Below are 24,747 nucleotides of genomic sequence, written 5' to 3' on the forward strand. Positions count from 1 at the left end.
TCTGGTGTGTCGTGAACTGACGCCCAGTGGGCACGCCCGCGAACCGTTGCTGCCGGACCGGACGCACCGAAGGGAGGTGGACGCGGGCGTGATCACCGGCAGGTGATCGGCCATCGCGTGCAAGTACCGCACGGGGACGCCGTGGACGGACCTGCCCGAGCGCTTCGGGTCATGGAAAGGTGCCCGCGACGTGATCCCACAGCCCGCGAACCATGCCGCCAACCGCAAACGCCTCCTTCCACCGCGAGGCATGCAACAACGCAACACGGTCGAGCGCTGTAGCAATGAACTCAAGTAGTGGCGCGGCCTGGCCACCCGTTACGACAAGACCGCCACCATCTACCTCGCCGCCATTTTCATCTGGCAGCGAGATGATCCGAAAGCAGTGTCCTATGCCTCAGGGTCGACAGAAGTGCGTTTGTAGTGACATTCGTAGGGATAGGGATCCCCTCCGCCCGCGTAGACGGTCCCATCTATCTGCAGCTCTTTATGCTCCAAAAAGAAATGCAGAATCTGGATGTCGTTGTGATTCTTGAAATTAAGTACCAGATAGGGTGGCAGGCCGGGGTCTTTGTTGACCCCATGCCATTTCCCCTCGGATGAACGGCGTGTCACCTGCGAGTCCGGCACGGGGCCGTCCCACTCGACTGGAAAGTCTCTGCTGGAAAAAGTGTAATCGTCGCGTAGTCGAAACATCGGCGATCCGCATTGCCGCTCCCCGTCCCATCGGCCGACCAATTCGGAATGAGTTACGGCCTTTGGAGTGACGACGGGTTTGCCTGCCCCGCAAGAGGACGGGCCGAGCGCCGTCACGGTGGCAGCTGCCAGGCTTGCGCTGATGCGAAGTATGTCGGATTTCACGCTATCTGCTTCCGGCCGTATTTTGAATGGCGCTCAGTATGCCGGTCGGTGATCCTAAAGAGACGGTCAGGGCGTGTCCTACTGATCGTTTCAGCATGGAACAATCCCTTCAGCGACGGGCTCAGGGGGGATGACGCCGTCTAGAACGGGTTGGGGCTGCGCGAGACCTCGTGCGCGGTTACACCCGCGCTCTGAACGCGGTTGACGAGGCCATGAGGGTGGCGATCCCCAATCCCCTCGCTCGAGCGATTGGCAGATGTCCTCGGCCTGGCCCGTTCACGCCAGATCGGCCGGAGTGATCACATCGGCACCTACTCCTACACGGTCCATGGGGCAGGGTGCTTCGAGCACGCCCTGGCGGAGATCGGCGCGCCGCTCGTAGCGGCTGCGGAGCCGTTTGAAGTGGTGCAGCCGGGCGAAGGCGCGCTCGACCACCCAGCGCACCTTGCCCAGTCCGGAGCCGTGGGCGACGCCGCGTCGCGCCATCGGATCGCCACACGTACATGACATCGGCGAGCGCCGCCCGGTCGGGAACGCGCAGCCGCCCGGGACGGCGGCGGCGCTCGGGAGCGGGCGGCAGCAGCGGGGCCACCCGCTCCCACAGATCGTCAGGCTGCGGAGCGTTCGGTGAGTGAGCGGCGCCGCAAGGCGGTCTCGGTCAGTGATCGCGGGGGGAATGAGGTTGCTGGGTTGTACAGGTTCGTCCCGGGCGGCACGATTTCGTCGATCCGGTCGAGGGCTGCATCGTCGAGGGTGAGCGCGGCGCCCTTGAGCAGGTCCTCCAGCTGTTGCATGGTCCGTGGTCCGATGATCGCCGAGGTGACGGCGGGGTGGGCCACGGTGAATGCTATGGCGAGCTGAGGGAGGGTGCAGCCGATGCTCGTCGCGAGGTCGATGAGTTGCTCGACGGCGTCGAGCTTGGCGGTGTTTTCGGCGATCGCAGGATCGAAGAACGCCGGCCGGACCGCGGCACGGCCGGTTGCCAGGTCGATGGGCTGGTCCTTGCGGTGCTTGCCGGTGAGGAATCCGAAGGCGAGGGGGCTCCAGACCAGTACACCCATCCCGTAGCGCTCGCAGACGGGCAGGAGCGAGGCTTCGATCCCGCGGGCGAGGATCGAGTAGGGCGGCTGGTCGGTGCGGAAGCGTCCGAGATTGCGCCGCTCGGAGACGTGGTGTGCCTCGACGATCTCCTCGGCCTGGTAGTTCGAGCAGCCGAAGGCGCGGATCTTTCCCTGGTGCACGAGGTCGGTGAGTACCGAGAGCGTCTCCTCGATGTCGGTGCGGTGGTCCGGGAAGTGAACCTGATAGAGGTCGATCCAATCGGTGTTCAGGCGCCTGAGGCTGTCCTCGACGGCCTTGAGGATCCAACGCCGTGAGTTGCCACCGCGGTTGCGGCCCTCACCCATGGGGAAGTGGACCTTGGTGGCGAGTACGACGTCGTCACGGCGACCCCGAAGCGCCTTTCCCACTATTTCCTCGGACTCGCCCTGTCCGTACATGTCCGCGGTGTCGACGAAGTTGATTCCCTCGTCGAGGGCGGCGTGGATGATGCGGACGCAATCGTCGTGGTCGGGGTTGAAGCCGTCCTGGAACATCATGGTCCCGAGGCAGTGGACGCTGACCTCGATACCGGTTTTGCCGAGAGTGCGGTAACGCATGGTGATGCCCCCTGGTGGTTCGACTCAGTACGCAGAGCGGCAGAAGAGCCGGTCGCACGACGGAGGTTAGGTTCTAGACCCGGCTCTAGATCAACCCCGTTACCCTGATCGGCATGGCTGAGATCACCACAAGTCTGAGCATCGGACAGGTCGCCGAACGCACCGGCTTGAGCGTTCACGCGTTGCGCTTCTACGAGCGCGAGGGCCTGTTCGTCAATCCCGTTCGACGCGGACCTGGTGGGCGCCGCGTCTACAGCCGGGATGACGTCGACTGGCTGACCGTCTGCATCATTCTCCGTGCCTCAGGCATGCCCCTGCCCGCGCTCAGCCGGTACGCCGACCTCGTGCGAGAGGGAGCCGGTAACGAGGAAGAACGGCTCGCGCTCATGCGCGAGCACCAAGCACACGTCACCACCCAGATCGGCAGGCTCACCGAGTCCCTGGACCTGATCCGATTCAAGGTCGGCGTGTACGAGGACCTTCTGGACCAAGGCGACGCCGCCGCCCATCAATGTCACGCCCCATCCCCTTCGGCTGACGAAGAACGCACGCCACTGCTGCGCCACGAAGCAGTGGTCGAGTAGCGGCACCGCACCACGCGATCGCCCGGCACGGCTTCACGGGCGCGCGGTGCGACTGCGACCGGGCCCACGACGCCCGGGGATCCGGGCCGAAACCCGCCTGGCCCTTGGCCGAGGCGGAAGCGCCGTCCCTGTCGCCGGTGAGGACCAGGACTGCGCCGTCGATGTTGGCGTGGCAGGCCGCTGAGCGGCCGGGCTGCACGTACTCCCAACTCCGGTTGCCGCCACGGGCGTCTTATCCGGCAGACGGACCAGGCGCACCCTGGCCATAACGAGGCGGTACGTCGTTCACCTGCGCGGGGTCATGTCCGCTCTTCGTTTCCCCCGAGCGTGTCGCCGTCGACGGTCCGTCGGACTTTCCGACGTCACTGTGATCACCTAGACAGCCAACGGCCGCTGCCGCGAGTCACAAGCCCAGCGACAGAGTCCGTTCATGTGCATGCAGACTCCACTGGAAGTGCTCTTCACCGAGAAAACCTCAGTCACCCGTTACCCCGTCGGTCCGCTCTCGCAGGAAGTCGGCGTGGCCGTTGTGGCGGGTGTACTCCTGGATCATCAACATGTAGACCCACCGCAGGCTGAGCGAAACTCCGCGCGAGGACATGAAGGTCTCGTCGAGGTCGTGCCCGGCCGCCGCCGCGTCGCACGTGCTGACCTCGGTCCGGTACAGCCCGAAGTCTTTCTCCGCATCGGCTGCGGGAACCCCGTCGAGTCCCTCATTGCCGTCGGACGGGCCGGTGAAGACATCGCCGACAGCCTCACCCGCGAAGCTTCGCCGGAACCACCATCGTTCTACCTCCGCCATGTGCCGGACCAGGCCGTGGAGATTGAGGTTCGACGGCTCTACGGTCGTCCGCGCCAATTGGTCCGGCTCGAGGCCGGTGCATTTGGCGAGCAGCGTTTCTCGGTGCCAATTCAGCCAGCCCTCCAACATCTGGCGCTCGGCTACGGTGCCCAGTTCGCCCAGCTGCTTCGTGCGCTCGACCGGTGGCGCTGTCCATGTCATGGATCTACCCTGCACCGTCACCTGGGCGGGTTCAAACGGGCGCACTTACTGCTCCGTCCGGGGCAAACCGGCAGCTCCGGGGCGGGCGGCCCCGTGATCATCGGGTGTCCGAGTGATCAGCGCTCGGACACCCGATGACCAACGAGGAGATCGTGATGCGTGTTCGTCAATCGCTGCTGTCCGCCGGTGCCGCCGCCGCACTGATGCTGGGCCTGGCTCCGGCTGCGAGTGCCACGGCCACCGCAGGCCACGCGGCAACTGCCCTGAACCCCTGCGGGTTCTACGAGACCGGCTCCGACGCCCGCTACAACCACTGCACGTCCGACGGTTCGAACGTCATCATCGAAGTCGAGGTCTTCGGCCCCAACTACGAACGTTGCGTGGGCCCCGGCGACACCTGGCTGGGGTCGGCGAGCAGGATTCAGGGAGCGCACTACGTAGGCCGCACCTGCTGATAATCGCGTTCCCGCGGCAGGCGTCCGACGGGCGAGGTCTCCGGGCGGTCGGGCAGTGCGCCCACCGGCGGAGACCCGTCCGTCCCAGCCGTGTCCCGCGAGCCGGGGGAACCCTCGAAGCGAGCTGCCGAACCGGGAGCGGCAGGGTCGTAAGGGGCCTCTGGGGCGGCCGTTTCGGAGTACGACCGGAGTATCAATAGGGTTACCCCATGTCTGCCACGTTGAGCTCCACGAAAACCGCCGCCGCGCTACGAACAACAGCACGTGTCTCCGTCGAGTTGCTGCTGGTCCTCGTCGCCGCCGCGGCGGTCGTGTGGGCGCTGGGCTGGATGTGGCCGGTCGTCTGGCCGATCGTCGTGGGCCTCTTCCTCACCACGCTGACCTGGCCCCCCACCCGCTTCCTCCGCAGCCGCGGATGGCGTCCCGCCCTGGCGGCGTCGTTCGTGACGATCCTGTTCCTTCTCGTGGTCACGGCCATCGTGGCGCTGATCGCGGTGCCGGTGACCTCCCAGTCCGGCGAGCTGGCCGACGGAGTGGTCGATGGCATCCAGCAGCTGCGCGAGTGGGCCGCCGGTCCGCCGCTCAACATCGGTGACGACCAGATCTCGGGTGCCTTCGACACCGCGATCGCGCGCGTCCAGGACAGCATCGGCAGCATGGTCACGGCTGTCGCCACGGGCCTCAGCACCGTGTTGAACGGAGTCGTCACCGCCTTCCTCGCGCTGTTCCTGATGTTCTTCTTCCTCAAGGACGGGCCGCGATTCCTGCCCTGGCTCACGCGCCAGCTCCCGGGACGGCTCGCCACCGACGTGCCGATCGTGGCCGCGCGCAGCTGGGAGACCCTGGGCTCCTTCGTCCGCTCCCAGGCATTCGTCGGAGTGCTCGATGCCGTCTTCATCGGTGCCGGCCTGTGGATCCTGGGCGTGCCCCTGGCGCTTCCGCTGGCCGTACTCACCTTCATCTCGGCGTTCGTGCCCATCGTGGGTGCCCTGTTCGCAGGGCTGGTGGCGGTGCTCATCGCCCTGGTGTCGAACGGCCTGACGGACGCGCTGATCGTGCTGGCCATCATCGTTGTGGTGCAGCAACTCGAGGGCAACGTGTTCCAGCCCATGATCCAGAGCCGTGGGCTCGGACTGCACGCGGCGGTGGTCCTGCTGGCGGTGACGTTGGGCGGCAGCCTGGCCGGCATCGTGGGCAGCCTGCTCGCCGTACCGGCAGCGGCTCTGGTCGCGGTGGTCTGGAACTACCTGCGCGAGCAGCTCAGCGAGCCGCAGGTGGAGCCGGAGCCCGACGACGACTCGCTCGTCGGCGCCGCCGTCGCTTCGTAGCCTTCGAGCTGTGCACGATCCGGAGCAGGCACGATTCGAGGGCGCGCGAGCGAGGGGAAGAGGTACCGGAATGGCACGCGTTACGGCTGTGAGCAGCAATGGGACGTACTCGTTCAGTAAGCCGAACCGCCCGAGCGTCATGCTCCTCGCCGGTCTCGGCGTGGAGGGCGACGTCCACGCGGGGGAGACCATCAAGCACCAGTTCCGTATGACGTACGAGCCTGATCTGCCCAACCTGCGTCAGGTGCACCTCATCCACGAGGAACTCTTCGACGAACTCGCCGCCAAGGGGTTCGCCGTCGCGGCGGGCGCGCTCGGGGAGAACATCACCACGCGCGGGGTCGACCTGCTCGGCCTCCCCACCGGGGCGCTGCTGCACCTCGGTGAGGAGGCGGTCGTGGAGGTGACGGGGCTGCGCAACCCGTGCGCGAAGATCAACGGGTTCCAGCAGGGCCTGCTCCAGGAGGTCTTCGAACTCGACGCCACGACGGGGGAGTTCGTATTCAAGTCCGGGATCATGGGGGTGGTCCGGCACGGGGGGAATGTCCGCCCCGGTGACGTGATCGAAGTCGAGCTGCCCGTCGGCCCCCACCGTCCATTGGAACGCGTCTAGGCCGTTTCTTCGGATCGCTGCATCAACAAACTCAAGCAGTGGCGTGGCCTGGCCACCCGTTACGACAAGACCGCCACCATCCACATCTGTCAGCCAGGTGATCCAAACGAGAGGCCCTAGCTGCCAACTGCGGCGACGGTAATCACAGTGACTGCGACCATCGCCGCCTGCATGTCACGGATGGCGGCGCGGACACTCTCGGCCGCCCATTGCCCTGTGGCGACCTCCTCCATCCGCGAGGCAACCTGCTTGCCGTGGTCGTCGGGGAAAGCCAGACGGTGCAGTTTGGCCGAGTGGACCAGCGCGATGAGGCCCGCTGTCCGTGAGTCCGGAACGGCGCCGTCCAGCACCACGGCCCGGAGCCGTTCCCGCAGTTCCCGTTCCACCGCGCCGTCGGCCTCGGGGTAGCGACGTATCGGGAACACGCCGAGTACCTTGTGCTTCTCGTCCACGACCACCCCACGCTGGCACAGGCTCTCGAGAGTCGCGGCGACGGCCTTGGACCGGTCCTTCGTCAGCCAGTCCGTCACCCGGCACTTGCCGCGACCCCGCATCCAGGTCTCGATCAGTGCCGTCCGACTGTCGGCCAACGCGTCTCCGGTCGGAGTGGTGTCCACCAGTTCGAGGTATTTGCCCTTGACTGAAACCTTCCCTGCCAGCACCAGTTCGAGCAGGATCCCGCCCGACACCGCCCAGCTGGCGGCTTCCCGCTGCTTCGCCGATCCGGACTCGTCATCCAGGGACAGCAGCATGATCTCTTCGGCCAGCGTGATCGCCATACTCGCTACCCCCTACACCCAGTGATCGCATTCCCTCTGATCAGACGCCCGGCTCACCGGGGAAGTTCCCTTGCGCGCTCCGGCTCCCTGATGTCGTCTCGAATCGTTCCTACTGACTGGCTTGATCCAAAAGGAATGATTTAGTGAACTGAGTCGGAGTCTTGTCGTTGGTTGGGCCCACGGATCCGTTCTTCATCGACAAGGTCGGTGATGCCGTGGGCCTCTACCTGGACGCTCCGGAAAGAGCACTGGTTCTCTGCGTGGACGAGAAGTCGCGAATCCAGGCCCTGGACCGGTTCCAGCCCGTCTCGGAGCGCCGGCATGGTCGCCTGCGAGGGCCGGCCCGCCCGCCGGCCCTCCTGGTCACCCTGCCGTCGGCGGGACCTCGACGACGAAGAACAGGAAGCCGATCTTGGTCGAAAGGGCGTCGAAGTCGTCGGGGAAGAGCTCGCGGGCGGCCGGGTCGGGCTGCGGCTCGCTGATGACGGAGAGGCGGAAGCCGGCGGCGGTGAAAGCGTCCGTCATCGCGTGCAACGGCCTGCGCCAGAAGCTCATCGGGACGGACTGTCCGCCGAACGTCATGTCGCAGGTATAGCTGGTGGTCGCGAAGTAGTCGGGCCGAGGGTTCTGGATCGCGTAGTCCACGAAGGGGTGCTGGACTGACGCGATCAGGCGACCACCGGGCTTGAGTACGCGCCGCATCTCGGCCAGCGTCGGCCCCCAGTCCTCCAGATAGTGCAGCACCAGCGACGCGACCACGTCGTCGAACGCGCCGTCCGCGAACGGCAGGGGGTCCTTCAGGTCGACCACGTGCAAGGCCGCGTCGTCGCCGAGCCGCCGCCTGGCCAATGCCACCATCCCCGCGCTGGAGTCGATGCCGGTGACGACGGCACCACGCTCGCGCAGTGCAGCGGACAGGGGGCCCGAGCCGCAGCCCGCGTCCAGGATCCGGCGGCCGGCCACGTCTCCGGCGAGGGCCGTCATCGCGGGACGCTCGTAGTACGCGTTCAGGATGTTCTTCTCGTTGTCCGCCGAGTACGCCTCGGCGAAGCTGTCGTAGTCATTCACCTGGGCCGTATCCGCAGGCTGGGTGAGAGTCTCGGGCACGTCGGTTACGCGTTCCATCCGTGCAGCCTAGTAGTCACATGATCCGCCGGGGCGGAACCCGGATAGCTCGTCGAGGGTGTGCGGCGCCGTCCTCGCTTCCGGTCGTGCCCCGTGCGAAGCGTCGAATGAATGTACGAAACACTCTGGCGTCGGTCTGTCGGAGCACGGCACAATTCGACGAGTGAAGATCACCGCGCGCGAGCTCAACCGCGCCACTCTGGGCCGTCAGTTGCTCCTGGAACGGCAGGCGCTGAGCGTCCCCGAGGCGTTCCGTCGTGTTGTCGCGGTGCAGGCGCAGTTCGCGGCTTCGCCGTACGTGGCGTTGTGGAACCGGCTCACCGACTTCGCCGCGGACGATCTTGATGCCGGTTTCGCCGACCGCGCGGTCGTCAAGGCGACTCTGATGCGGATCACGCTCCACGCGGTGCACGCCGACGACTACCAGGCGTTCCGCGAGGCGATGCAGGCGACGCTGTACGGCTCGCGCCTGGGTTTCCGCTTTTCCGCTTCGGGGCTTACGCCGGCGGACGGCGACGCGTTGGTGCCGGAGTTGCTGTCATTCGCCGACCGGGCCAGGACGGCCGCGGAGTTGAAGGCGTGGCTCGAAGAGCGCCTCGGCGCGGACAAGCAGCCGGAGGCGTGGTGGGGGCTCAAGGCGTACGCGCCCCTGCACCATGTTCCGACGGGCGGCCCCTGGTCGTTCGCCACCCGGTCGTCGTTCGTCGCGGCGCGAACCGGGCCGGTGCCCTCCGGGCGGCAGGGGGCAGGGCAGGCTCTGCAGGCCCTCGTCCTGCGCTACCTGGATGGGTTCGGTCCTGCCTCGGTGGCGGACGTGGCCCAGTTCGCCATGGTGCAACGCACGCCGGTCCGCGAGGCGCTCGACGCGCTCGGCGACTCCGTCGAGCGTTTCGAGGGGCCCGAGGGTGTGGTCCTGTTCGACACTCCGGGAGCCCTGCGCCCGCCCGAGGACACCCCGGCCCCGCCCCGGCTCATGGCGATGTGGGACAGCACCCTGCTCGCGTACGCCGACCGCAGCAGGATGATTCCCCCGTCGTATCGCCGACTCGTGATCCGCAACAACGGCGACGTGTTGCCCACCCTGCTGGTCGACGGCTACGTCGCAGGCGTGTGGCGCGCCGTCGACGGCGGCATCGAGGCCACGGCCTTCCACGAGCTCCCGGCCTCGGTCTGGGAGGCACTCGCGGCGGAAGCGCGTTCGCTGTCGGCGCTGCTGGCCGACCGCGACCCCCTCGTGTACGGCCGTTACCACCACTGGTGGGCCAAACTTCCCGAGGCCCGGACCCGCCTGCTGCCCGCTTGAAGCATCGAGCGGAGCTGGCTGGTCAGGAGCCCTGACCTGTGCTTCCATTCCGCGATGAAGATCGAGAGCGCCGGTGCGGCCGGCGGACGTCCTGTCCCGCAGGTCCGTCGCAGGGCCGATCACGACCTGGCCGCCTGCGCCGGCGTGCTCGCTGCCGTCCACGAGCGCGACGGCTATCCGGTGAACTGGCCCGACCGGCCCGGCGACTGGCTGGCGCCGCCGTCGCTTCTGTCGGCCTGGGTGGTGGAACTGGACGGGCGGATCGTCGGCCACATCGGGCTGTGCCGAAGCGACGAGGACGACGTGGCACCTCGCTTGTGGAGTACCCGAGCAGGTGGGCGTACGGACGCGACGGCCGTGGTGTGCCGGCTGTTCGTCGCTCCGGCCGCCCGTGGTCGTGGGATCGGTGCGTTGCTGATGGCGCAGGCCGTCGGGGAGGCGCGGGAACGCGGTCTGCATCCGGTCCTTGATGTGGTCGCGTCGGACACCGCGGCGACAGCGCTGTACGAGCAGCTGGGCTGGGAACTGCTGGCCACGGTCGAACGGCAGTGGGAGCCCCACGGGACTGTGACCCTCCGCTGCTACGCGGCGCCGACGGCTCCGGCCTGGCCGCCTGGTCGGACGTCGGTCACCACGTCAAACGAGGGGTGACCACCTGCGGGCGGGATCGACTCCCGCACCACGCTCCGGTGCTCTGACCGCGCTGCCGCTTCTGCGAACCGGACTTTTCACACGATGAGTTGGTCATGCGCGAAGCCAGGTCCTGTCGTTAAACTCCGTCTGCCGCGCGGTGTCTGGCACGCATGCTCGCGGCGTTTGACGACAGGCCCTAGGTACGTCTACTCATGTGGCGGTTCCCGGCGTCCCGCAGGATGCGGGCATGCGATCAAACCTCCTCCCCAAGTCCGTTCTCGTGGCCGCACTCGGCTGCCTGGTCCTGTCCGGCTGCGGTACCCAGCACGCCTCCGCCGATCGGACCCCTGCGGGAAGCGCCGTCTCGGTGGCGAAGCCGCTCGGCGCCAAGCACGGCGGCTCCGATCCCGTGATGCGGTTTCTCGAACTGAACGTCGGCATCATGGAGAGCTGCTCCCCTGACGCCCCCAGCGGCAGTGATGGCCCACTGTCGCCCGAGGGCCTGGCGTTGTTGGCGGATGAGCCTGAGCCGAGGTACGGGCCGGGCGAGACCCCGCCGGGTGTCCCGAACGCCGAGGGTGACATCCCGGTCCCGCTCGACGATCCGGCGCCGCCGGAGCCGAACCGCGCCACCAGACCCAAGCCCGTCCAGGAAGTGCCGCTGACGGGTGTCGACAAGTGCAGCGGCAGAGAGCACGCGCAGCGCATCAGTACGGCGTTCAAGGGCGCGAAGGCGGTCGGCTACCGGGAGTTGCACCAGAAGCTGACGGGCTTGGACTACCCGGCGTCGCGGATCCACCGTATGGCGAACCACGCGGGCGATCCCCGGGTCAGGCTCGACTTGCGGTTCATGGGCAGCCAGTTGGCTCTTGAGATCACCTGCACGAACGGCGGGGTCGTGGTCGAAGCGTTCGGCGCTTCGGAGGAGGAGCGGGTGCGGGTGACCGAGGTCAAGCGAAAGTCGGTGCTGGACGCGCCCACGTCCTGACCGGAGCCGCGCGAGGGGATGGCGGGCCGGTGTGGGGTGCCGGTGCGCGGAATCGGGGCGGTGGCCAGGCGGACCTGGCCGCCGCCCCGCCGTCGTGGTGCTGCGCCCCGCGGGCGTACCAGGCCCCGACAACCCCCTTGCGGTGCAGGGGGGATGGCGCCGCGCGGCGCCACATCCGGTGGCGTGGTGTGGGGCTCGGCAAGGGCGCGTCCGTGCATGTGTTGGCCGCTGCTTCACCGTGGCGACACTCCGAGGATCGCCTCGTCAACGCGGTTTGACGACCGTGATATGGGCATGTCAACCTCGTCGTCGCGGTACCCCACGCCGCGGTCAATGAGGAGGACGTAGTTGAACACGAGCTCGCGCATTCGAAGAGTGTCGCTGACCCTGGGCAGCGCACTAGCGCTCGTCATCGCATTCCCGGGCAACGCCTTCGCGGCTCCGCCCTCGGCGCTGCCCGCCGCCGCGGACGGGCTGGAGCAGACGTTCCAGCCTGCCTTCGACTACGACACGGACGGCTGCTACCCCACTCCCGCCATCGGATCCGACGGGACGATCGCCCCGGGCCTCAACCCGAGCGGTGCGCTCAACGGGCAGTGCCGTGACGCGTGGGACCTGGACAACACCAATGGGTACGCCCGCTCCACGTGCAACAACGGCTGGTGCGCGATCATGTACGGCCTCTATTTCGAGAAGGACCAGGCCGTGGCGGGCAGCGGGCTCGGTGGGCACCGTCATGACTGGGAACACGTCGTCGTCTGGGTGCAGAACAACCAGGCCCAGTACGTCTCCACCTCCGCCCACGGCAACTTCGACATCTACGGCCGCGACCGGATCCGGTGGGACGGCACGCATCCCAAGGTCGTCTACCACAAGGACGGCCTGAGCACGCACTGCTTCCGTCCCGCGAACACCAACGACGAGCCGCCGGAGAACCACAAGGGCAGCTGGCAGTTCCCCACCCTCGTCGGCTGGAACGGCTACCCGGCGGGCCTCCGTGACAAGCTGAGCCAGGCCGATTTCGGGAGTGCCGTCTTCGGCCTCAAGGACGGCAACTTCAGCGCCCACCTGGCGAAGGCGAAGCCGGCCGGCATCTCGTTCGACCCCTACGCCTGACGGGGCGGCGCCCGTCCGTGTCGCGCCCACCGGGTACGCCGGGGGAGCGGCACGTCGCGGGCGTCGGCCCAGCGGCGGCGCCGGGAGGTCCGTCGGCTGCCCGTGCGAGGATCGCCGCGTGAATGATCTCAACTTCCGTCGTGCCGACGACGCAGACCTCACCACTCTTGTCCGCCTGCGCGACGACGCGGCCCGCTGGATGCTCGCCCAGGGCATCACCGGCCAATGGCAGCCCGGTGAGCTGGACGAGGACCACTTCCGCCGGATCATGGCGGGCGGCGAGGTATGGCTCGCGGAGGCCGACGGCCACGTCGCCGGGGCCCTGGAACTGTGGTGGGCGGACGAGGACGCCTGGGGGCCGCAGCCACCCGTGGCCAGCTACGTGCACCGGCTGATGGTGGACCGCGACCGTGCCCGGCCGGGCACGGGACGGATGCTGCTGCGAGCTGCGGAGCGCCGCGTGGCCGAGGCGGGGCGGACGTGCGTACGTCTGGACTGCCTGGCCGGCAATGCACGCCTGAACGCCTACTACGTCGACATCGGCTACAACGTCGTCGGCCACAAGAAGGGCAAGCCGCAACCGGGCGGTGAACCCAAGTCGTTCACGCTCCTCGAGAAGCCCCTGCCGACGTTGTCCCGTTGTTCGGGTTGAGGGCGCGGGGCTCTCTCCCTCGCGTATCCAGATGAGCCGGAGGAGGATCCGGTCGGTGCGGCGAGGCAGCCGGGGCGTCCGGAAAAAGGAAAAAGCAAGGAGAGCTCTCCTTGCCACTCTCAACATATAGCGCACCGGGGGGCTTGCCGCAAGACCCGGGTCACGGCGGAGAATCGTCTGCCGATGCCACAACCTGCGGAAATGAGGGCACGACGTGCGGGTGTTGTTGTCGACGTACCGGGGATGCGGTGACGTCGAATCAGGGGTGGGACCGACAGGGCGGTCGCGGGTGCACGGCGCGGAGGTATCGCAGTGACTGAGCAGTACGTGGTGGATCTTCACGAGGTTCACGAGACGCAGGTGGCGGTCGTCGGCGGCAAGGGCGTGCACCTGGGCGGGCTGTCGCGGATCGAAGGCATCCGTGTGCCGGGCGGCTTCTGCGTGACGACGGACGCCTTCCGGCGGATCATGGCGGAAGCGCCGTCCATCGACGAGCGGCTCGAACAGCTCTCGCGCGTGAACCCCGACGACCGGGAGGCGATTCGCACACTCAGCGCGCAGATTCGTCGGACCATCGAAGCGATCGCCATGCCGGGAGATCTCGCGACGGCGATCACCGGCGCGCTCGCCCGGCTCGGTGAGGAGGCCGCCTACGCCGTCCGGTCCAGCGCGACGGCAGAGGACCTGCCGACGGCATCCTTCGCCGGCCAGCAGGACACGTACCTGAACGTCGTGGGACCGACGGCGATCCTCCAGCACATCAGCCGGTGCTGGGCCTCGCTGTTCACCGAGCGCGCCGTGGTCTACCGCCGGCGGAACGGCATCGACCACCGTACGGTCCACATGGCCGTGGTCGTACAGCAGATGGCCTTCCCGCAGGCGGCCGGCATCCTGTTCACGGCCGACCCCGTCACGGGCAACCGGAAGGTCGCCACCGTGGACGCCGGCTTCGGCCTCGGCGAGGCCCTGGTCTCCGGCCTGGTGAACCCGGACGTCTTCAAGGTGCGGGACGGCGAAGTCGTCGCCAGGACGATCTCCGCCAAACAGCGTGCCGTTCACGCCCTGCCGGCCGGCGGTACGCAGGAAGTGGTGATCGACGCGCAGCGGCAGGAGCTGCCGGCGCTGACGGACGCGCAGGTCGTGCGGCTCGTGCAGCTCGGGCGGCGGATCGAAGCACACTTCGGCCGGCCGCAGGACATCGAATGGTGCCTGGCCGACGACGACTTCCAGATCGTTCAGAGTCGGCCGATCACGACACTGTTCCCCATCCCCGAGACCGGCGACCAGGAGAATCACGTCTACGTCTCCGTCGGCCATGGGCAGATGATGACCGACCCCATGAAGCCCCTGGGGTTCTCCATGTGGCAGCTGACGGCCATGGTGGCGATGCACGAGGCCGGCGGGAGGCTGTTCGTCGACGTCACCCGGCGCCTGGGCTCGCCCGCGAGCCGCGCCGGCCTCCTGGACGCCCTGGGAAAGGGCGATCCGCTGATCAGGGACGCTCTGGAGACCGTCCTTGGCCGCGACGACTTCGTCCCGTCAGTCCCGGACGCGGGTCCCGGCGGGCCGCCGGCAGGCGCTGCGCCCGCCCCGATCGAGACCGATCCGGCCGTCGTCACCGAGCTGATCGAGCGCAGCGAGGCGTCCATCGCCGCCCTGGAGCGCGACATCCGGACGAAGACCGGACCGGCGCTGTTCGACTTCCTGCTGGATGCCTTCGACGAGCACAAGCGGGTTCTGGCCGATCCGCTGAGCATGCAGGCGATCATGGCGGGGATGGAGGCCACGTGGTGGCTCAACGACAAGTTGCAGGAGTGGCTGGGCGAGAAGAACGCGGCTGACACCCTCACGCTGTCCGCCCCCGACAACATCACCTCGGAGATGGGACTCGCGCTGCTCGACGTCGCGGACGTGATCCGCCCGCGGCCCGAGGTGGTGGCGTTCCTGCAGGGCGTCGAGGACGAGGACTTCCTGGACGACTTGGCGAAGCTCGCGGGCGGGACCGAAGCGCGCGACGCCATCGAGTCCTACCTCGACCGCTACGGCATGCGCTGTGTCGGCGAGATCGACATCACGAGGCCACGGTGGCGCGAGCGCCCCACCACGCTCGTTCCCGTGATCCTCGACAACGTCAGGATCTTCGAGCCGGGTGCCGCCGAGCGGCGCTTCGAGCAAGGGCGGCGGAAGGCTCAGGAGAAGGAACAGGACGTGCTGTCCCGCTTGCGGGCCCTGCCGGACGGGGACCGGAAAGCCGACGAGGCCAAGCGGATGATCGACCGGGTCCGCACCTTCATCGGGTACCGGGAGTACCCGAAGTACGGCATCATCAGCCGCTACTTCGTCTACAAGCAGGCCCTGCTGGAGGAGGCCGAGCGCCTCGTGCGGGCCGATGTGCTTCCTGAGAAGGAGGACATCTTCTACCTCACGTTCCAGGAACTCCACGACGTCGTGCGCTCGAACCGGGTGGATGGCCGGCTCATCCAGCAGCGCAAGGAAGCCTTCCGTTCGTACCACGCGCTCACACCGCCCCGGGTGCTCACGTCGGATGGTGAGGCCGTCACCGGGGCGTACCGGCGCGACGACATGCCGACCGGAGCCCTGATCGGCCTGCCGGTCTCCGCCGGGACCGTCGAGGGACGGGCCCGCGTCATCCTGGACATGGCGGAAGCCGATCTCGAAGCGGGCGACATCCTGGTCACGACCTTCACGGACCCCAGCTGGTCGCCGCTGTTCGTCGGCATCGCGGGTCTGGTGACGGAGGTGGGCGGCCTGATGACCCACGGCGCGGTGATCGCCCGGGAGTACGGCCTGCCGGCCGTCGTGGGCGTGGAGCAGGCCACCCGGCTGATCCGGGACGGGCAGCGGATCCGCGTGCACGGGACCGACGGGTACGTCGAGATCCTGCCCGACCGAACCCACCGGGACGTCCCATCCGTAGCGTCCGGGCAAACAACGCCGAGCAGGTGATGACCGCCCCCACGGCCACGGCTAGGGTCTTTCGTTTGGATCAGGCCGGATCAGGGAGCGGGGTCTGGTGTGGGCAGCTGCAAGGCGGAGGAGGGAGTCGACGCGGAGCGTCGGCGACCGACGACAACGCCGCGGGTGCGCGCGCCAGGGCACGCGAGCCCGGCATGATCCGAACGAGAGGCCCTAACTCTCCTTCGGGTCCTCGGCGTTGCGCCAGATCGTGAGGTCGACGGTGAAGTACCTGCTGGGGTCGTCGGCACCCGACTTGCCGCGGTAGGTCGCGACGGCGATGTGGCCCGCGTCGCTGAGCACGCAGATCTGTGAGCCGTTCGTGAGCTGGTCGAGACCGATCTTCTCGGTGTAGCGGGTCTCGGTGCGGCAGGTCTTCAGGGAGCCCTTCTGTGAGTTGTTCAGCAGGACCAGCTTCCCGTTGGCGGTGCCCAGCTTCTCGTCCCCGAACATGGAGTCGTAGGAGAAGTAGAGGTCACCGTGGCCGTAGGTCACGCCCGCGTCGGTGTCTTCGGCCGGGCGTGGCGGGTTGTCGGCGAGCATGAGGTAGTAGTTGGCCGTCACGTTGACGTTCTTGTAGGCGACCGGCTTGGGGTCGGTCCGCGGTTTGGGTGTGTCGGAGGAGCCGCTCGCGCTCGAACTGCCGCCGGTGGACTTGCCGTTGTCCTTGGGGGCGTCGGGAAGCAGGGCGCTGATGGTCGTGACGAGCGCGATGGCGGCCACGACGGAACCGGCGATGATCAGTCCCGTCGTCCGGCGCTTCGGCGCGCGGGCGGGCGTGAATCCTGCGGTGTGGAAGGGAGGCGGTGTGGTGTACCCCGTGGTGTACCCCTGCGGCGCCCGGTAGGCCGACGGCATGGTGCCCGGGGGGAGCGGAGCGCCGCCCGGCATGCCGTGAGCGCGTGGAGCGTTCGGAGCGCCGGAGGGCGGGCCGAACGCGCCGGACGGAGCGGCCGGATTCCTCGGGGGCGCCATACCCGGGCCGCCCGGAGCTGACTGTGTCGGCGCCGCGGCCATGCCGAAACCGGTGGGCCGGTACGGGGGAGCGGAGCCCGGGGCCGGGGACTGCGGGGAGTGTGCCGTCGGGGTGGGCGTGGCCGGGGCCGTCGGCGGTCTCACGGGTGCGGGCAGTTGCAGCCGCTCGGTGATCGAACCGGCGATCGTCTGCGGCAGCCAGTCCTCGCCCTGGCGCAGCGGGACGGGCGAGACGGCGTGGCACAGCTCGATGACTTCGGCCAGGGCGGGGCGGTCCGCCGGGTCGCGGCTCAGGCAGCGCGTCACCAGGGGCCGCAGCTCCTCGGGCAGCCGGCTGAGGTCGGGGTCCTCGTGGACAATGCGGTAGAGCACGGCATGTGAGGGACCGTCACCGAAGGCGGGCGCGCCGATCGCGGCGTACGCCGTGATCTGGCCGAGCGCGAAGATGTCGGTGGCGGGCGTGATCGTGCCGGCAGCGGCCTGCTCGGGCGCCATGAACGCGGGGGTACCGACGCTGACGCCCGTGCTCGTCAGGGCCGTGGCGTCGGCCGCACGCGCGATGCCGAAGTCGATCACGCGGGGGCCGTCGGAGGCCAGGAGGACGTTGGCGGGCTTCAGGTCCCGGTGGACGATTCCCGCGCCGTGGATGACGTGGAGCGCCTCGGCGACCCCCACGGTCAGCAACAGCACACTGCGCAGGGGCAGTCCTCCGTGCTGGGCGACGGCGTGCGCGAGGGAGGGGCCGGGTACGTAGGCGGTGGCCAGCCAGGGCTGCGCGCCCTCGGTGTCCGAATCGATGACGGGCGCGGTGTACAGGCCCTGCACCCGCTGCGCGGCCTTCACCTCCTGCTGGAAGCGCCGTCGGAACTCCGGGTCGCCACTGAACTCGGGCCGGATCACCTTGAGCGCGATGGGCCGACCGCCCGGTGTGTACGAGAGGTACACCTTGCCCATGCCGCCCGTCCCGAGCACTGCCGCGAGGTGGTACCCGCCCACGACGGCTGGATCGTCCCCTGTGAGTGGCTGGAAAAGGTCGGCCGAAGGTGCACTGCTCATAAGGAACCATCCCCCTGCTAGCGGCGATTCGGAGCTTGTCGGCGCCCCGAAGTCGATCGAGAGCGTATCGAATCTCCGCCTCCTCCGAGCCCCATGAGGGCGCCGTGAGTGCGCCGTTCACGTCCGGGATCGTCGTCAGGTGCGGCCCGTCGCCGGGGGAGTGGAGCGGCGGCCGGCGGGGCTTCCCGTGCGGGACTCCCGGAGTCTTCACCTCTGAAAGTTTCTGCCGGTTCGGCGCGTTGGTGCAGTTGGCGCGCCGCGTCAGAGGTCTACGCCAAGGAGCCCCTTTACGCCCCTCATCACTCGTGCGTTACTCATGGCGTGTCCATGGCAATCACTGACGGTTGCCAGAGGTGTCACTCCCCCCAACGTGCCCGGAGGCAGCTATGCCCGCGTACCGTTCTCCGATCCGCCACCTCGTCAGATCCAGAGGCGCCCTGCTGGCCGGTGTCCTCGGCAGCGTCGCGACGCTGCTCGTGACCGGCGCCGGACCGGCCGTCGCCGCACCTCCCGGCCCCGACAAGCCGGTGCAGCCCGGACAGGCGTGGATGGGGGCGGGGACCCGTATCGAACAGGGTCCCGGCTCCGCGGGGGACGGGGGCGTGTCCACGATGGACACCAGTGGTGTCCAGGGCATCGACGTCTCCCACTGGCAGGGCGCGATCAACTGGGGCTCGGTGAAGGCCGCGGGCATCGACTTCGCCTACGTGAAGGCCACCGAGGGGACGAGCTTCAAGGACAGCCGCTTCAGCGCGAACTACACCGGCTCGTACAACGCCGGCCTGATCCGGGGCGCATACCACTTCGCCCGCCCGAACGCCTCCAACGGGGCGACGCAGGCCGGCTACTTCGCGAGCAACGGTGGTGGGTGGTCCAAGGACGGCAAGACCCTCCCCGGAGTCCTCGACATCGAGCACAACCCTTCGGGCGCCATGTGCTACGGCCTCTCCACCACCCAGATGCGTACGTGGGTCAACGACTTCTACACCACGTACAAGGCCCGTACGACCCGGGACGTCGTCATCTACACGACAGCCAGCTGGTGGAACACCTGCACCGGCAATTGGACCGGCATGTCCACCAAGGCCCCCCTCTGGGTCGCCCATTGGGGCACCAGCAGCCCCACCATTCCCAGCGGGTTCCCCACCTGGACGATCTGGCAGTACACGGCAACCGGCCGGGTCAGCGGAGTCGCCGGTGACGTGGACCGCAACAAGTTCAACGGCGACATGAGCCGGCTCCAGGCCCTCGCCAACAACTCGGCGTAACCCGCGGTACCGCGGTGGCCGGGTGAACTCGTACGGGGGGCTCGCCCGGCCCCGGGGACAGTGCCCCCTCACCCGGCCGTCCCCGCCACCCAGCCGGAACGACCCCAGGACGACCAGGAGTTCGCCGTGAACCTTCCGCAACCCACCCGTCGCCACGTCCTGCTCGCCGGTGCCGGTGGACTGGCCGCCGCAGCGTTACCGGGCACCGCCCACGCAGCAGGCGTCGTCGAACCGGACATCGACAGCACCCAGCTGTGGGGCGCACGCCCGCCGCGCAGCCCGGTGAGCCTCGTCGTGAAGCGTCCCAGCAAGATCATCGTGCATCACACGGTGAGCGCCAACACCTCCGACTTCTCCCGGGCCCAGTCCCACGCGCACGCCCACTGGGTCCAGGACCTCCACATGGACAAGAACGGGTGGATCGACACCGGCTACCACTTCCTCGTCAGCCGCGGCGGGTGGATCAGCGAGGGGCGGCATCGCAGCCTCAGCACCCTGCAGGGCGGCAGCACCTTCGTCCTGGCCGCCCATACGTCAGGACAGAACGACCAGGCCATCGGCATCGCCAACGAGGGGGCGTATCACGACGGCGCTCAGCCTCCCCAGGCGCAGTGGGACGTCCTGGTGGTGCTCTGCGCATACGTGTGTCAGCAGTACGGCATCGCACCGAGCCGCATATACGGACACATGGATTTCGGCAGCACGCTCTGCCCCGGCGTGCTGCACGACATGCTGCCCCAGCTGCGAAGCGAGGTGGCGGCGAGCATGGGCTGATGCCTGCGCCTGTCTGTGCGGACCGCACGGGGCGAACGCCCGGAGCGAGGCTGGTGCAGGGAGGAGAACGGCATGCGGGACTGCGGGCCGGCCGTCTCGAATCGGTCTTCGCGGAAAAGCGGCTCACGAGCCGACGCGGGTCCTCGCAGCGGACTCGTAGAGATCCAGCAACCGGCCCCGCGTCGCCTGCAGCCGCCGGGTGAGTACCACGCCCACCCATTGGCTGATCGCGAATCCGAAGGCGGGGTCCGACGCGCACAGCGCCCGTACCTGCGAAGCGTCGAATTCGTGGGCGCGGACGGGGCTGAGCGTTTCGGCCCCCAGTTCCCACTCGAAGGGCGGGAAGAGCCAGGAGAGCCCTACCAGCTCTCCCGACCCGAGGGTTCCTATTTCCGCGTGACGCCCGTGAGACAGCTGTGCGTCGAGGGTGACCGCACCGGTCTTGAGGACCCAGAAGCGGTCGGCGACGGTGTGTTCCTCGAAAAGCCGTTGTGCTGCCGGGAACCGGACATCGGTCCCGAGGCTCAGGAGCAGTTCACGATGAGCGGCGGGCAGAGACGTGATCTTCAGTGTGGTGGTCATCGGAGTACTCCTCCGAGGAGCGGCTCGCTGCGGAGGGCGGAATCTCGTGCCACGGTCGGCTCGTGCGGCCACGAGGTTCTGCCGACCTCCCGTAGTGAGGTTGTTCCCCGCCACGGCGGAAGTACGCGAGACCAGGGCAGAAGTACGAGACGGACCGCTCGTGCGGTGTCCGGACGAGACGGGGGCCGGGTGACGTGTTCACCCGGCCCCCGTGTCGCCGAACCTCCGTACGGCCGATTTCCGGAGTCCGGCCCGTGCCCGCCCTACGTCGACGCCGCCAGATGCTGTTCCGCGGCGTCGACCGCGTCATGCACGGTCGTCCTGCCGAGCAGCACGCACAGGGTGTAGGCCGCGTCGTCCAGTGCCTGTCTCGCACTCCGGTCGGAGGGTGCGGCGGCCAGGACGGTCTGGCATCTCCGGAACTCGGACAGCACCTGCTCGGTCCGTGAGCGGCTCGGTACGAGTGCCACGCCGCGCACGATGTCGGCGGGCCGGGGCGACGGCGTGCGGGCCGCCTCCATCGCGCGCCGCAGTGCCCGTTCCACATGCGCCGGAACCGGTACACCTTGGGATCCCGCCACCATGGCGGCGGCCAGGGCCGCGGGAGTGATGTGCGCGGACTCTGCCGCCCCGGCCAGGATCCGCTTCGCGTCCCGCCTGGAACACGGGGTCATAGCCATGATCATTCCGACGGCCCACGGCATGGCCGGGTCGGCCACGAGCGGATTCCGTACGAGATGGACGGGCTCCGTCGCCGAGGGCGAAGGGGTGGCGCCGGATTCGGAACGCTGTTCGGCGTATGTGGACATAGTGAAGACCATCCCTTCGGACGGTGGGTCACGGTGCTGTGACGAGCAGTATGAAAGTCATGTGCACCGTGCGGGAGGTTGGCTCACCCATGCGTAACTCCCTCTGGGCCATTGGATTATTGCCCGTCGGAGCGGGTGACGACACAACCGCGCCGGTTCGACGGATATTCCGTTTCTTGATCCGCCTTCCGGGCGGAATGTTTCCGGCCCGCGTCATAGGCCCGGATATCCGTATCGAAGCATTATCGGCAGTGATTTATGAGGCCCGCGATCCAGAAGTTCATTGGGTTCATTGAGTGAATCGAGAGAATTCTGTGACGATCATCTTTGGTATTGATATGTCGACGCGTCCGGGCTTGCCTCAAGCGGACTGGTTCGGGGCGATCTCCTCGATCAGGTCCTCGACGAGCTTCCTGATCTCGTCGCGGATCGGTCGTACCGCGTCCACGCCCTGGCCTGCGGGGTCCTCCAGGGTCCAGTCCAGGTACCGCTTGCCGGGGAAGACGGGGCAGGTGTCGCCGCAGCCCATGGTGATGCACACGTCGGACGCCCTGACCGCGTCGACGGTCAGGATCTTCGGCGTCTCGGCCGTGATGTCGATGCCCACCTCCCGCATGGCCTCGACCGCGGCGGGGTTGACCCGGTCGGCCGGGGCGGAACCGGCGGAGCGGACCTCGATGCGGTCGCCGGCCAGATGCGACAGCCAGGCGGCGGCCATCTGTGAGCGGCCGGCGTTGTGGACACAGACGAACAGCACGGACGGCTTCTCGGGCATCGGGGGGCTCTCTCGTCTCGCGGGGAGTTGGGCGTACAAGGGATCAGTACCGAGTGGTATCAGTCACCACTGATGTGACAGTATCAGTCCATGATGACGTCAGTCGACACTGAACTGATCCGGGTCCTGGCCGACCCGCTCAGGCTCAAGATCGTGACCCTGCTGGCCCACGAGACGCTCTGCACCACGCACCTGGTCGAGGAGACCGGCGCCAGGCAGACCAATCTCTCCAACCATCTGAGGGTGCTGCGTGAGGCCGGGTTCGTGGAGACCGAGCCGTGCGGCCGATTCACCTACTACAAGCTCCGCCCGGACGTCATCGCCCGTCTCGCCGGCCAGTTCGCCGACCTGGCCGACTCCGCTCGTACCGCTGCCGAGAACAAGAGGGCCTGTCCGTGACCCCCACCCAAGCGACCGCGTCCACCGAGGAGCCCTCGGTCGTCGCGAAGCTTTCGACGCTCGACCGCTTCCTCGCCGTATGGATCCTGCTGGCCATGGGTCTAGGCCTGGGCCTCGGCCGGTTGATCCCCGGCCTGAACGACGCGCTCGCCGCGGTCGAGATCGGCGGGATCTCGCTTCCCATCGCGGTCGGCCTGCTGATCATGATGTATCCGGTCCTCGCCAAGGTCCGGTACGACAAGCTCGACGCGGTCACCGGTGACCGCAGGCTGATGATCTCCTCGCTGGTCATCAACTGGATTCTGGGCCCGGCGCTCATGTTCGCGCTGGCGTGGATCTTCCTCCCGGACCTGCCCGAGTACCGCACCGGCCTGATCATCGTCGGCCTGGCCCGCTGCATCGCCATGGTCATCATCTGGAACGACCTTGCGTGCGGCGACCGCGAAGCGGCGGCCGTCCTCGTGGCGCTCAACTCCGTCTTCCAGGTCATCGCGTTCGGCGTACTGGGCTGGTTCTACCTCGACCTGCTGCCCGGCTGGCTCGGCCTCGGGGAGGGCGAGCACCTCGACATCTCCATGGGGAAGATCGCGCTGAACGTCGTCATCTTCCTCGGTGTCCCGCTGGTGGCTGGATTCCTGACGCGCCGCATCGGCGAGAAGAGGATGGGCCGAGAGTCCTACGAGACGACGTTCCTGCCGAAGATCGGCCCCTGGGCCCTCTACGGTCTGCTGTTCACGATCGTCATCCTCTTCGCACTCCAGGGGAAGACCATCACGTCCCAGCCGATGGACGTCGTACGGATCGCGCTGCCGCTGCTCGTCTACTTCGCGGTGATGTGGTTCGGCACGTTCCTGCTCGGCAAGGCCATCGGCCTGAACTACGACCGCACGGCGACGCTCGCCTTCACCGCCGCGGGCAACAACTTCGAGCTGGCCATCGCGGTCGCCATCGCCACCTTCGGCGTGACGTCCGGTCAGGCACTGTCCGGAGTCGTCGGCCCGCTGATCGAGGTCCCCGTCCTCGTGGCACTGGTCTACGTGTCGCTGGCCTGGCGCAAGAAGTTCGTGGCCCCGTCGGGCACGTAGCTACCGGGCCCCCGGACGGCAGGCCATAGGCAATCCCGGGCTGTCCACCCTCGGGGTGGACGGCCCGGAGGGACCCCGCCCGCGTGTGACCGGAGCCGAAGCCCGGAACATGGCAGGGGCCGGTGACGCGGATCAGGTCTCGATCGCGCCGAGCTGCTGCATCAGGCCGAGGTCGTCGAAGTTCCACCAGCTCTCCGCGATCTTGCCGCCCTCGCAGCGGAAGGTGGCGTGGCCCGTGCCCGAGATCTCCCGGCCGGTGGGCTCCAGGCCCTTGTACGTGCCCACGTGGCGCCCCTTGAACGACAGTCGCGCGCACACCGTGTCACCCTCGGCCGTCATGCTCTCGACGGTGGCCTCCGGTCCGAACGCCTCGAAGATCTCCCGGTTCTCGACCTTGGCCTGCGCGAGTCCCACGTCGTACGAGGACAGTGAGGGGTCGTGTTCCCGGTAGTCGGCGGCGCAGATCGCGTCCACCGCGTCGACGTTCCCCGTGTTGACCACGTCGTCGAAGAAGCTGCGGACCACGAGCTTGTTCAGCTGCTCGTCCCGCATGACGTCGAGATCCGTGAACGACGGCTCCCCGTCGCACAGGGCCACCATCTCCCGGAATATCCGGTCGGTCTCCGGCAGGTGCGAATTCTTCTGTGCCTCCTCGTACGAGGGGAACTCCACGATCTCCACCACGTGCGTGGCGTCGGCGCGGTCCTGCCCCACGATCGAGTGCGTGGCTGTCCGTTTGCCCTGCGTCGCGTCGACCCAGGCGTCCATCAACCTGTTCAACTCGTCGGTCTTGCTCGTTTTGCAGTCGATGACCTGCACGAACGTCATGACGCCTCCCAATGATCGGAGAGCTTCGAGCCTCTTCAGGATATGCCCGGCCAGGACGTATGACGTGTTGGTCGGCCGCCAGGAACAGGGCGTGCGCTCGCCCGGGGCCTGTCGTGGCGGAG

Annotated in this window: 25 protein-coding genes and 3 pseudogenes; 16 read left to right on the forward strand and 12 right to left on the reverse strand. The window is 68.0% G+C overall.

Annotated features, from left to right (window positions below; genetic code table 11):
• Positions 1–57 precede the first annotated feature (57 nt).
• Positions 58–178, forward strand: a pseudogene (locus OG230_RS36445) (transposase); the annotation flags it as partial.
• Positions 179–390: 212 nt separating this feature from the next.
• Here OG230_RS36445 and OG230_RS33390 read toward each other — a convergent pair.
• The 3 genes and pseudogenes from OG230_RS33390 to OG230_RS33400 form a co-directional block, all read right to left on the reverse strand.
• A complete protein-coding gene (locus OG230_RS33390; RefSeq protein ID WP_328907492.1) occupies positions 391–861 on the reverse strand; it encodes a hypothetical protein in 471 nt (156 codons plus the stop codon).
• Between the two features lie 276 nt (positions 862–1,137).
• Positions 1,138–1,347: pseudogene (locus tag OG230_RS33395) on the reverse strand (transposase); the annotation flags it as partial.
• Between the two features lie 122 nt (positions 1,348–1,469).
• On the reverse strand, positions 1,470–2,519 hold the full coding sequence (locus OG230_RS33400; RefSeq protein WP_328907493.1) for an aldo/keto reductase: 1,050 nt from the start codon (positions 2,517–2,519) through the stop codon (positions 1,470–1,472).
• A gap of 113 nt (positions 2,520–2,632) precedes the next feature.
• Between OG230_RS33400 and OG230_RS33405 the strand changes: the two genes are divergently transcribed.
• Positions 2,633–3,103: a MerR family transcriptional regulator gene (locus OG230_RS33405; protein WP_328907494.1), complete on the forward strand. Its 471-nt coding sequence runs from the start codon at positions 2,633–2,635 to the stop codon at positions 3,101–3,103.
• Positions 3,104–3,578: 475 nt separating this feature from the next.
• On the opposite strand, the gene OG230_RS33410 is transcribed toward OG230_RS33405, so the two are convergent.
• A complete protein-coding gene (locus OG230_RS33410) occupies positions 3,579–4,106 on the reverse strand; it encodes a DinB family protein (RefSeq protein WP_328907495.1) in 528 nt (175 codons plus the stop codon).
• A gap of 155 nt (positions 4,107–4,261) precedes the next feature.
• On the opposite strand from OG230_RS33410, the gene OG230_RS33415 reads away from it, so the two are divergent.
• The 3 genes from OG230_RS33415 (at position 4,262) to OG230_RS33425 (ending at position 6,502) form a co-directional block, all read left to right on the forward strand.
• The gene (locus tag OG230_RS33415) at positions 4,262–4,561 is read left to right on the forward strand and encodes a DUF6355 family natural product biosynthesis protein (protein WP_328907496.1); all 300 of its coding nucleotides are present in this window, start codon (positions 4,262–4,264) and stop codon (positions 4,559–4,561) included.
• Between the two features lie 209 nt (positions 4,562–4,770).
• Complete coding sequence (locus tag OG230_RS33420; RefSeq protein WP_328907497.1) at positions 4,771–5,889, forward strand: AI-2E family transporter; 1,119 nt, start codon at positions 4,771–4,773, stop codon at positions 5,887–5,889.
• Positions 5,890–5,959: 70 nt separating this feature from the next.
• Positions 5,960–6,502, forward strand: a complete 543-nt coding sequence (locus OG230_RS33425; RefSeq protein ID WP_328907498.1) for an MOSC domain-containing protein — start codon at positions 5,960–5,962, stop codon at positions 6,500–6,502.
• Positions 6,503–6,618: 116 nt separating this feature from the next.
• Here the strand turns inward: OG230_RS33425 and OG230_RS33430 are convergent, their stop codons facing one another.
• Entirely contained in the window at positions 6,619–7,281 is a 663-nt protein-coding gene (locus tag OG230_RS33430) for a GOLPH3/VPS74 family protein (RefSeq protein WP_328907499.1), read from the reverse strand.
• 179 nt (positions 7,282–7,460) lie between these two features.
• On the opposite strand from OG230_RS33430, the pseudogene OG230_RS33435 reads away from it, so the two are divergent.
• Positions 7,461–7,589 (forward strand): annotated as a pseudogene (locus OG230_RS33435) (IS630 family transposase); the annotation flags it as partial.
• A 55-nt stretch (positions 7,590–7,644) separates the two neighbouring features.
• On the opposite strand, the gene OG230_RS33440 reads toward OG230_RS33435, so the two are convergent.
• Positions 7,645–8,406: a class I SAM-dependent methyltransferase gene (locus OG230_RS33440; protein WP_328907500.1), complete on the reverse strand. Its 762-nt coding sequence runs from the start codon at positions 8,404–8,406 to the stop codon at positions 7,645–7,647.
• 163 nt (positions 8,407–8,569) lie between these two features.
• Between OG230_RS33440 and OG230_RS33445 the strand changes: the two genes are divergently transcribed.
• The 3 genes from OG230_RS33445 to OG230_RS33455 all read left to right on the forward strand — a co-directional run bounded on the left by OG230_RS33445 (position 8,570) and on the right by OG230_RS33455 (position 11,330).
• Complete coding sequence (locus tag OG230_RS33445; RefSeq protein ID WP_328907501.1) at positions 8,570–9,709, forward strand: winged helix DNA-binding domain-containing protein; 1,140 nt, start codon at positions 8,570–8,572, stop codon at positions 9,707–9,709.
• Between the two features lie 54 nt (positions 9,710–9,763).
• On the forward strand, positions 9,764–10,360 hold the full coding sequence (locus OG230_RS33450; RefSeq protein ID WP_328907502.1) for a GNAT family N-acetyltransferase: 597 nt from the start codon (positions 9,764–9,766) through the stop codon (positions 10,358–10,360).
• 229 nt (positions 10,361–10,589) lie between these two features.
• Positions 10,590–11,330: a hypothetical protein gene (locus OG230_RS33455; protein WP_328907503.1), complete on the forward strand. Its 741-nt coding sequence runs from the start codon at positions 10,590–10,592 to the stop codon at positions 11,328–11,330.
• Positions 11,331–11,563: 233 nt separating this feature from the next.
• On the opposite strand, the gene OG230_RS33460 is transcribed toward OG230_RS33455, so the two are convergent.
• Positions 11,564–11,698, reverse strand: a complete 135-nt coding sequence (locus OG230_RS33460; protein WP_328911651.1) for a hypothetical protein — start codon at positions 11,696–11,698, stop codon at positions 11,564–11,566.
• Between OG230_RS33460 and OG230_RS33465 the strand changes: the two genes are divergently transcribed.
• The 3 genes from OG230_RS33465 to rph all read left to right on the forward strand — a co-directional run bounded on the left by OG230_RS33465 (position 11,679) and on the right by rph (position 16,065).
• Entirely contained in the window at positions 11,679–12,446 is a 768-nt protein-coding gene (locus OG230_RS33465; RefSeq protein ID WP_328907504.1) for an NPP1 family protein, read from the forward strand. The genes OG230_RS33460 and OG230_RS33465 overlap by 20 nt on opposite strands.
• A gap of 118 nt (positions 12,447–12,564) precedes the next feature.
• A complete protein-coding gene (locus tag OG230_RS33470; protein WP_328907505.1) occupies positions 12,565–13,098 on the forward strand; it encodes a GNAT family N-acetyltransferase in 534 nt (177 codons plus the stop codon).
• Positions 13,099–13,410: 312 nt separating this feature from the next.
• Entirely contained in the window at positions 13,411–16,065 is a 2,655-nt protein-coding gene (rph, locus tag OG230_RS33475; protein WP_328907506.1) for a rifamycin-inactivating phosphotransferase, read from the forward strand.
• A 183-nt stretch (positions 16,066–16,248) separates the two neighbouring features.
• Here rph and OG230_RS33480 read toward each other — a convergent pair whose 3' ends face one another.
• Positions 16,249–18,105 carry a serine/threonine protein kinase gene (locus tag OG230_RS33480; RefSeq protein WP_328907507.1) on the reverse strand — a complete coding sequence of 619 codons (1,857 nt, stop codon included), beginning with the start codon at positions 18,103–18,105 and terminating at the stop codon, positions 16,249–16,251.
• Between the two features lie 386 nt (positions 18,106–18,491).
• Here OG230_RS33480 and OG230_RS33485 point away from each other — a divergent pair, with 386 nt between their 5' ends.
• On the forward strand, positions 18,492–19,373 hold the full coding sequence (locus tag OG230_RS33485) for a lysozyme (RefSeq protein ID WP_328907508.1): 882 nt from the start codon (positions 18,492–18,494) through the stop codon (positions 19,371–19,373).
• 126 nt (positions 19,374–19,499) lie between these two features.
• The gene (locus OG230_RS33490) at positions 19,500–20,147 is read left to right on the forward strand and encodes a peptidoglycan recognition protein family protein (RefSeq protein ID WP_328907509.1); all 648 of its coding nucleotides are present in this window, start codon (positions 19,500–19,502) and stop codon (positions 20,145–20,147) included.
• 123 nt (positions 20,148–20,270) lie between these two features.
• Here OG230_RS33490 and OG230_RS33495 read toward each other — a convergent pair whose 3' ends face one another.
• From OG230_RS33495 to OG230_RS33505, 3 genes are all read right to left on the reverse strand, one after another.
• Positions 20,271–20,729, reverse strand: a complete 459-nt coding sequence (locus OG230_RS33495) for a Crp/Fnr family transcriptional regulator (RefSeq protein WP_328907510.1) — start codon at positions 20,727–20,729, stop codon at positions 20,271–20,273.
• 263 nt (positions 20,730–20,992) lie between these two features.
• Positions 20,993–21,538, reverse strand: coding sequence for a DUF5133 domain-containing protein (locus tag OG230_RS33500; protein ID WP_328907511.1), 546 nt, complete (start codon positions 21,536–21,538; stop codon positions 20,993–20,995).
• 361 nt (positions 21,539–21,899) lie between these two features.
• The gene (locus OG230_RS33505) at positions 21,900–22,313 is read right to left on the reverse strand and encodes an arsenate reductase ArsC (RefSeq protein ID WP_328907512.1); all 414 of its coding nucleotides are present in this window, start codon (positions 22,311–22,313) and stop codon (positions 21,900–21,902) included.
• A gap of 90 nt (positions 22,314–22,403) precedes the next feature.
• Between OG230_RS33505 and OG230_RS33510 the strand changes: the two genes are divergently transcribed.
• On the forward strand, positions 22,404–22,712 hold the full coding sequence (locus tag OG230_RS33510) for an ArsR/SmtB family transcription factor (RefSeq protein ID WP_328907513.1): 309 nt from the start codon (positions 22,404–22,406) through the stop codon (positions 22,710–22,712).
• Complete coding sequence (gene arsB, locus OG230_RS33515) at positions 22,709–23,797, forward strand: ACR3 family arsenite efflux transporter (protein ID WP_328907514.1); 1,089 nt, start codon at positions 22,709–22,711, stop codon at positions 23,795–23,797. The genes OG230_RS33510 and arsB overlap by 4 nt, the downstream gene beginning before the upstream one ends.
• 132 nt (positions 23,798–23,929) lie before the next feature.
• Here arsB and OG230_RS33520 read toward each other — a convergent pair whose 3' ends face one another.
• On the reverse strand, positions 23,930–24,625 hold the full coding sequence (locus OG230_RS33520; RefSeq protein WP_328907515.1) for an ester cyclase: 696 nt from the start codon (positions 24,623–24,625) through the stop codon (positions 23,930–23,932).
• Positions 24,626–24,747 lie beyond the last annotated feature (122 nt).

This window comes from Streptomyces sp. NBC_00234, assembly GCF_036195325.1.
GTDB lineage: Bacteria > Actinomycetota > Actinomycetes > Streptomycetales > Streptomycetaceae > Streptomyces.

Excerpts from the sequence above, each read along its gene's own strand:
- OG230_RS33415 (WP_328907496.1), top strand. The coding sequence starts at position 4,262 with ATGCGTGTTCGTCAATCGCTGCTGTCCGCCGGTGCCGCCGCCGCACTG.
- OG230_RS33505 (WP_328907512.1), bottom strand. The coding sequence starts at position 22,313 with ATGCCCGAGAAGCCGTCCGTGCTGTTCGTCTGTGTCCACAACGCCGGC.
- OG230_RS33510 (WP_328907513.1), top strand. The coding sequence starts at position 22,404 with ATGATGACGTCAGTCGACACTGAACTGATCCGGGTCCTGGCCGACCCG.
- OG230_RS33520 (WP_328907515.1), bottom strand. The coding sequence starts at position 24,625 with ATGACGTTCGTGCAGGTCATCGACTGCAAAACGAGCAAGACCGACGAG.
- OG230_RS33480 (WP_328907507.1), bottom strand. The coding sequence starts at position 18,105 with ATGAGCAGTGCACCTTCGGCCGACCTTTTCCAGCCACTCACAGGGGAC.
- OG230_RS33485 (WP_328907508.1), top strand. The coding sequence starts at position 18,492 with ATGCCCGCGTACCGTTCTCCGATCCGCCACCTCGTCAGATCCAGAGGC.
- OG230_RS33430 (WP_328907499.1), bottom strand. The coding sequence starts at position 7,281 with ATGGCGATCACGCTGGCCGAAGAGATCATGCTGCTGTCCCTGGATGAC.
- OG230_RS33460 (WP_328911651.1), bottom strand. The coding sequence starts at position 11,698 with ATGCGCGAGCTCGTGTTCAACTACGTCCTCCTCATTGACCGCGGCGTG.
- OG230_RS33450 (WP_328907502.1), top strand. The coding sequence starts at position 9,764 with ATGAAGATCGAGAGCGCCGGTGCGGCCGGCGGACGTCCTGTCCCGCAG.
- OG230_RS33455 (WP_328907503.1), top strand. The coding sequence starts at position 10,590 with ATGCGATCAAACCTCCTCCCCAAGTCCGTTCTCGTGGCCGCACTCGGC.
- OG230_RS33425 (WP_328907498.1), top strand. The coding sequence starts at position 5,960 with ATGGCACGCGTTACGGCTGTGAGCAGCAATGGGACGTACTCGTTCAGT.
- OG230_RS33400 (WP_328907493.1), bottom strand. The coding sequence starts at position 2,519 with ATGCGTTACCGCACTCTCGGCAAAACCGGTATCGAGGTCAGCGTCCAC.
- OG230_RS33420 (WP_328907497.1), top strand. The coding sequence starts at position 4,771 with ATGTCTGCCACGTTGAGCTCCACGAAAACCGCCGCCGCGCTACGAACA.
- OG230_RS33495 (WP_328907510.1), bottom strand. The coding sequence starts at position 20,729 with ATGACCACCACACTGAAGATCACGTCTCTGCCCGCCGCTCATCGTGAA.
- OG230_RS33500 (WP_328907511.1), bottom strand. The coding sequence starts at position 21,538 with ATGTCCACATACGCCGAACAGCGTTCCGAATCCGGCGCCACCCCTTCG.
- OG230_RS33440 (WP_328907500.1), bottom strand. The coding sequence starts at position 8,406 with ATGGAACGCGTAACCGACGTGCCCGAGACTCTCACCCAGCCTGCGGAT.
- OG230_RS33410 (WP_328907495.1), bottom strand. The coding sequence starts at position 4,106 with ATGACATGGACAGCGCCACCGGTCGAGCGCACGAAGCAGCTGGGCGAA.
- OG230_RS33405 (WP_328907494.1), top strand. The coding sequence starts at position 2,633 with ATGGCTGAGATCACCACAAGTCTGAGCATCGGACAGGTCGCCGAACGC.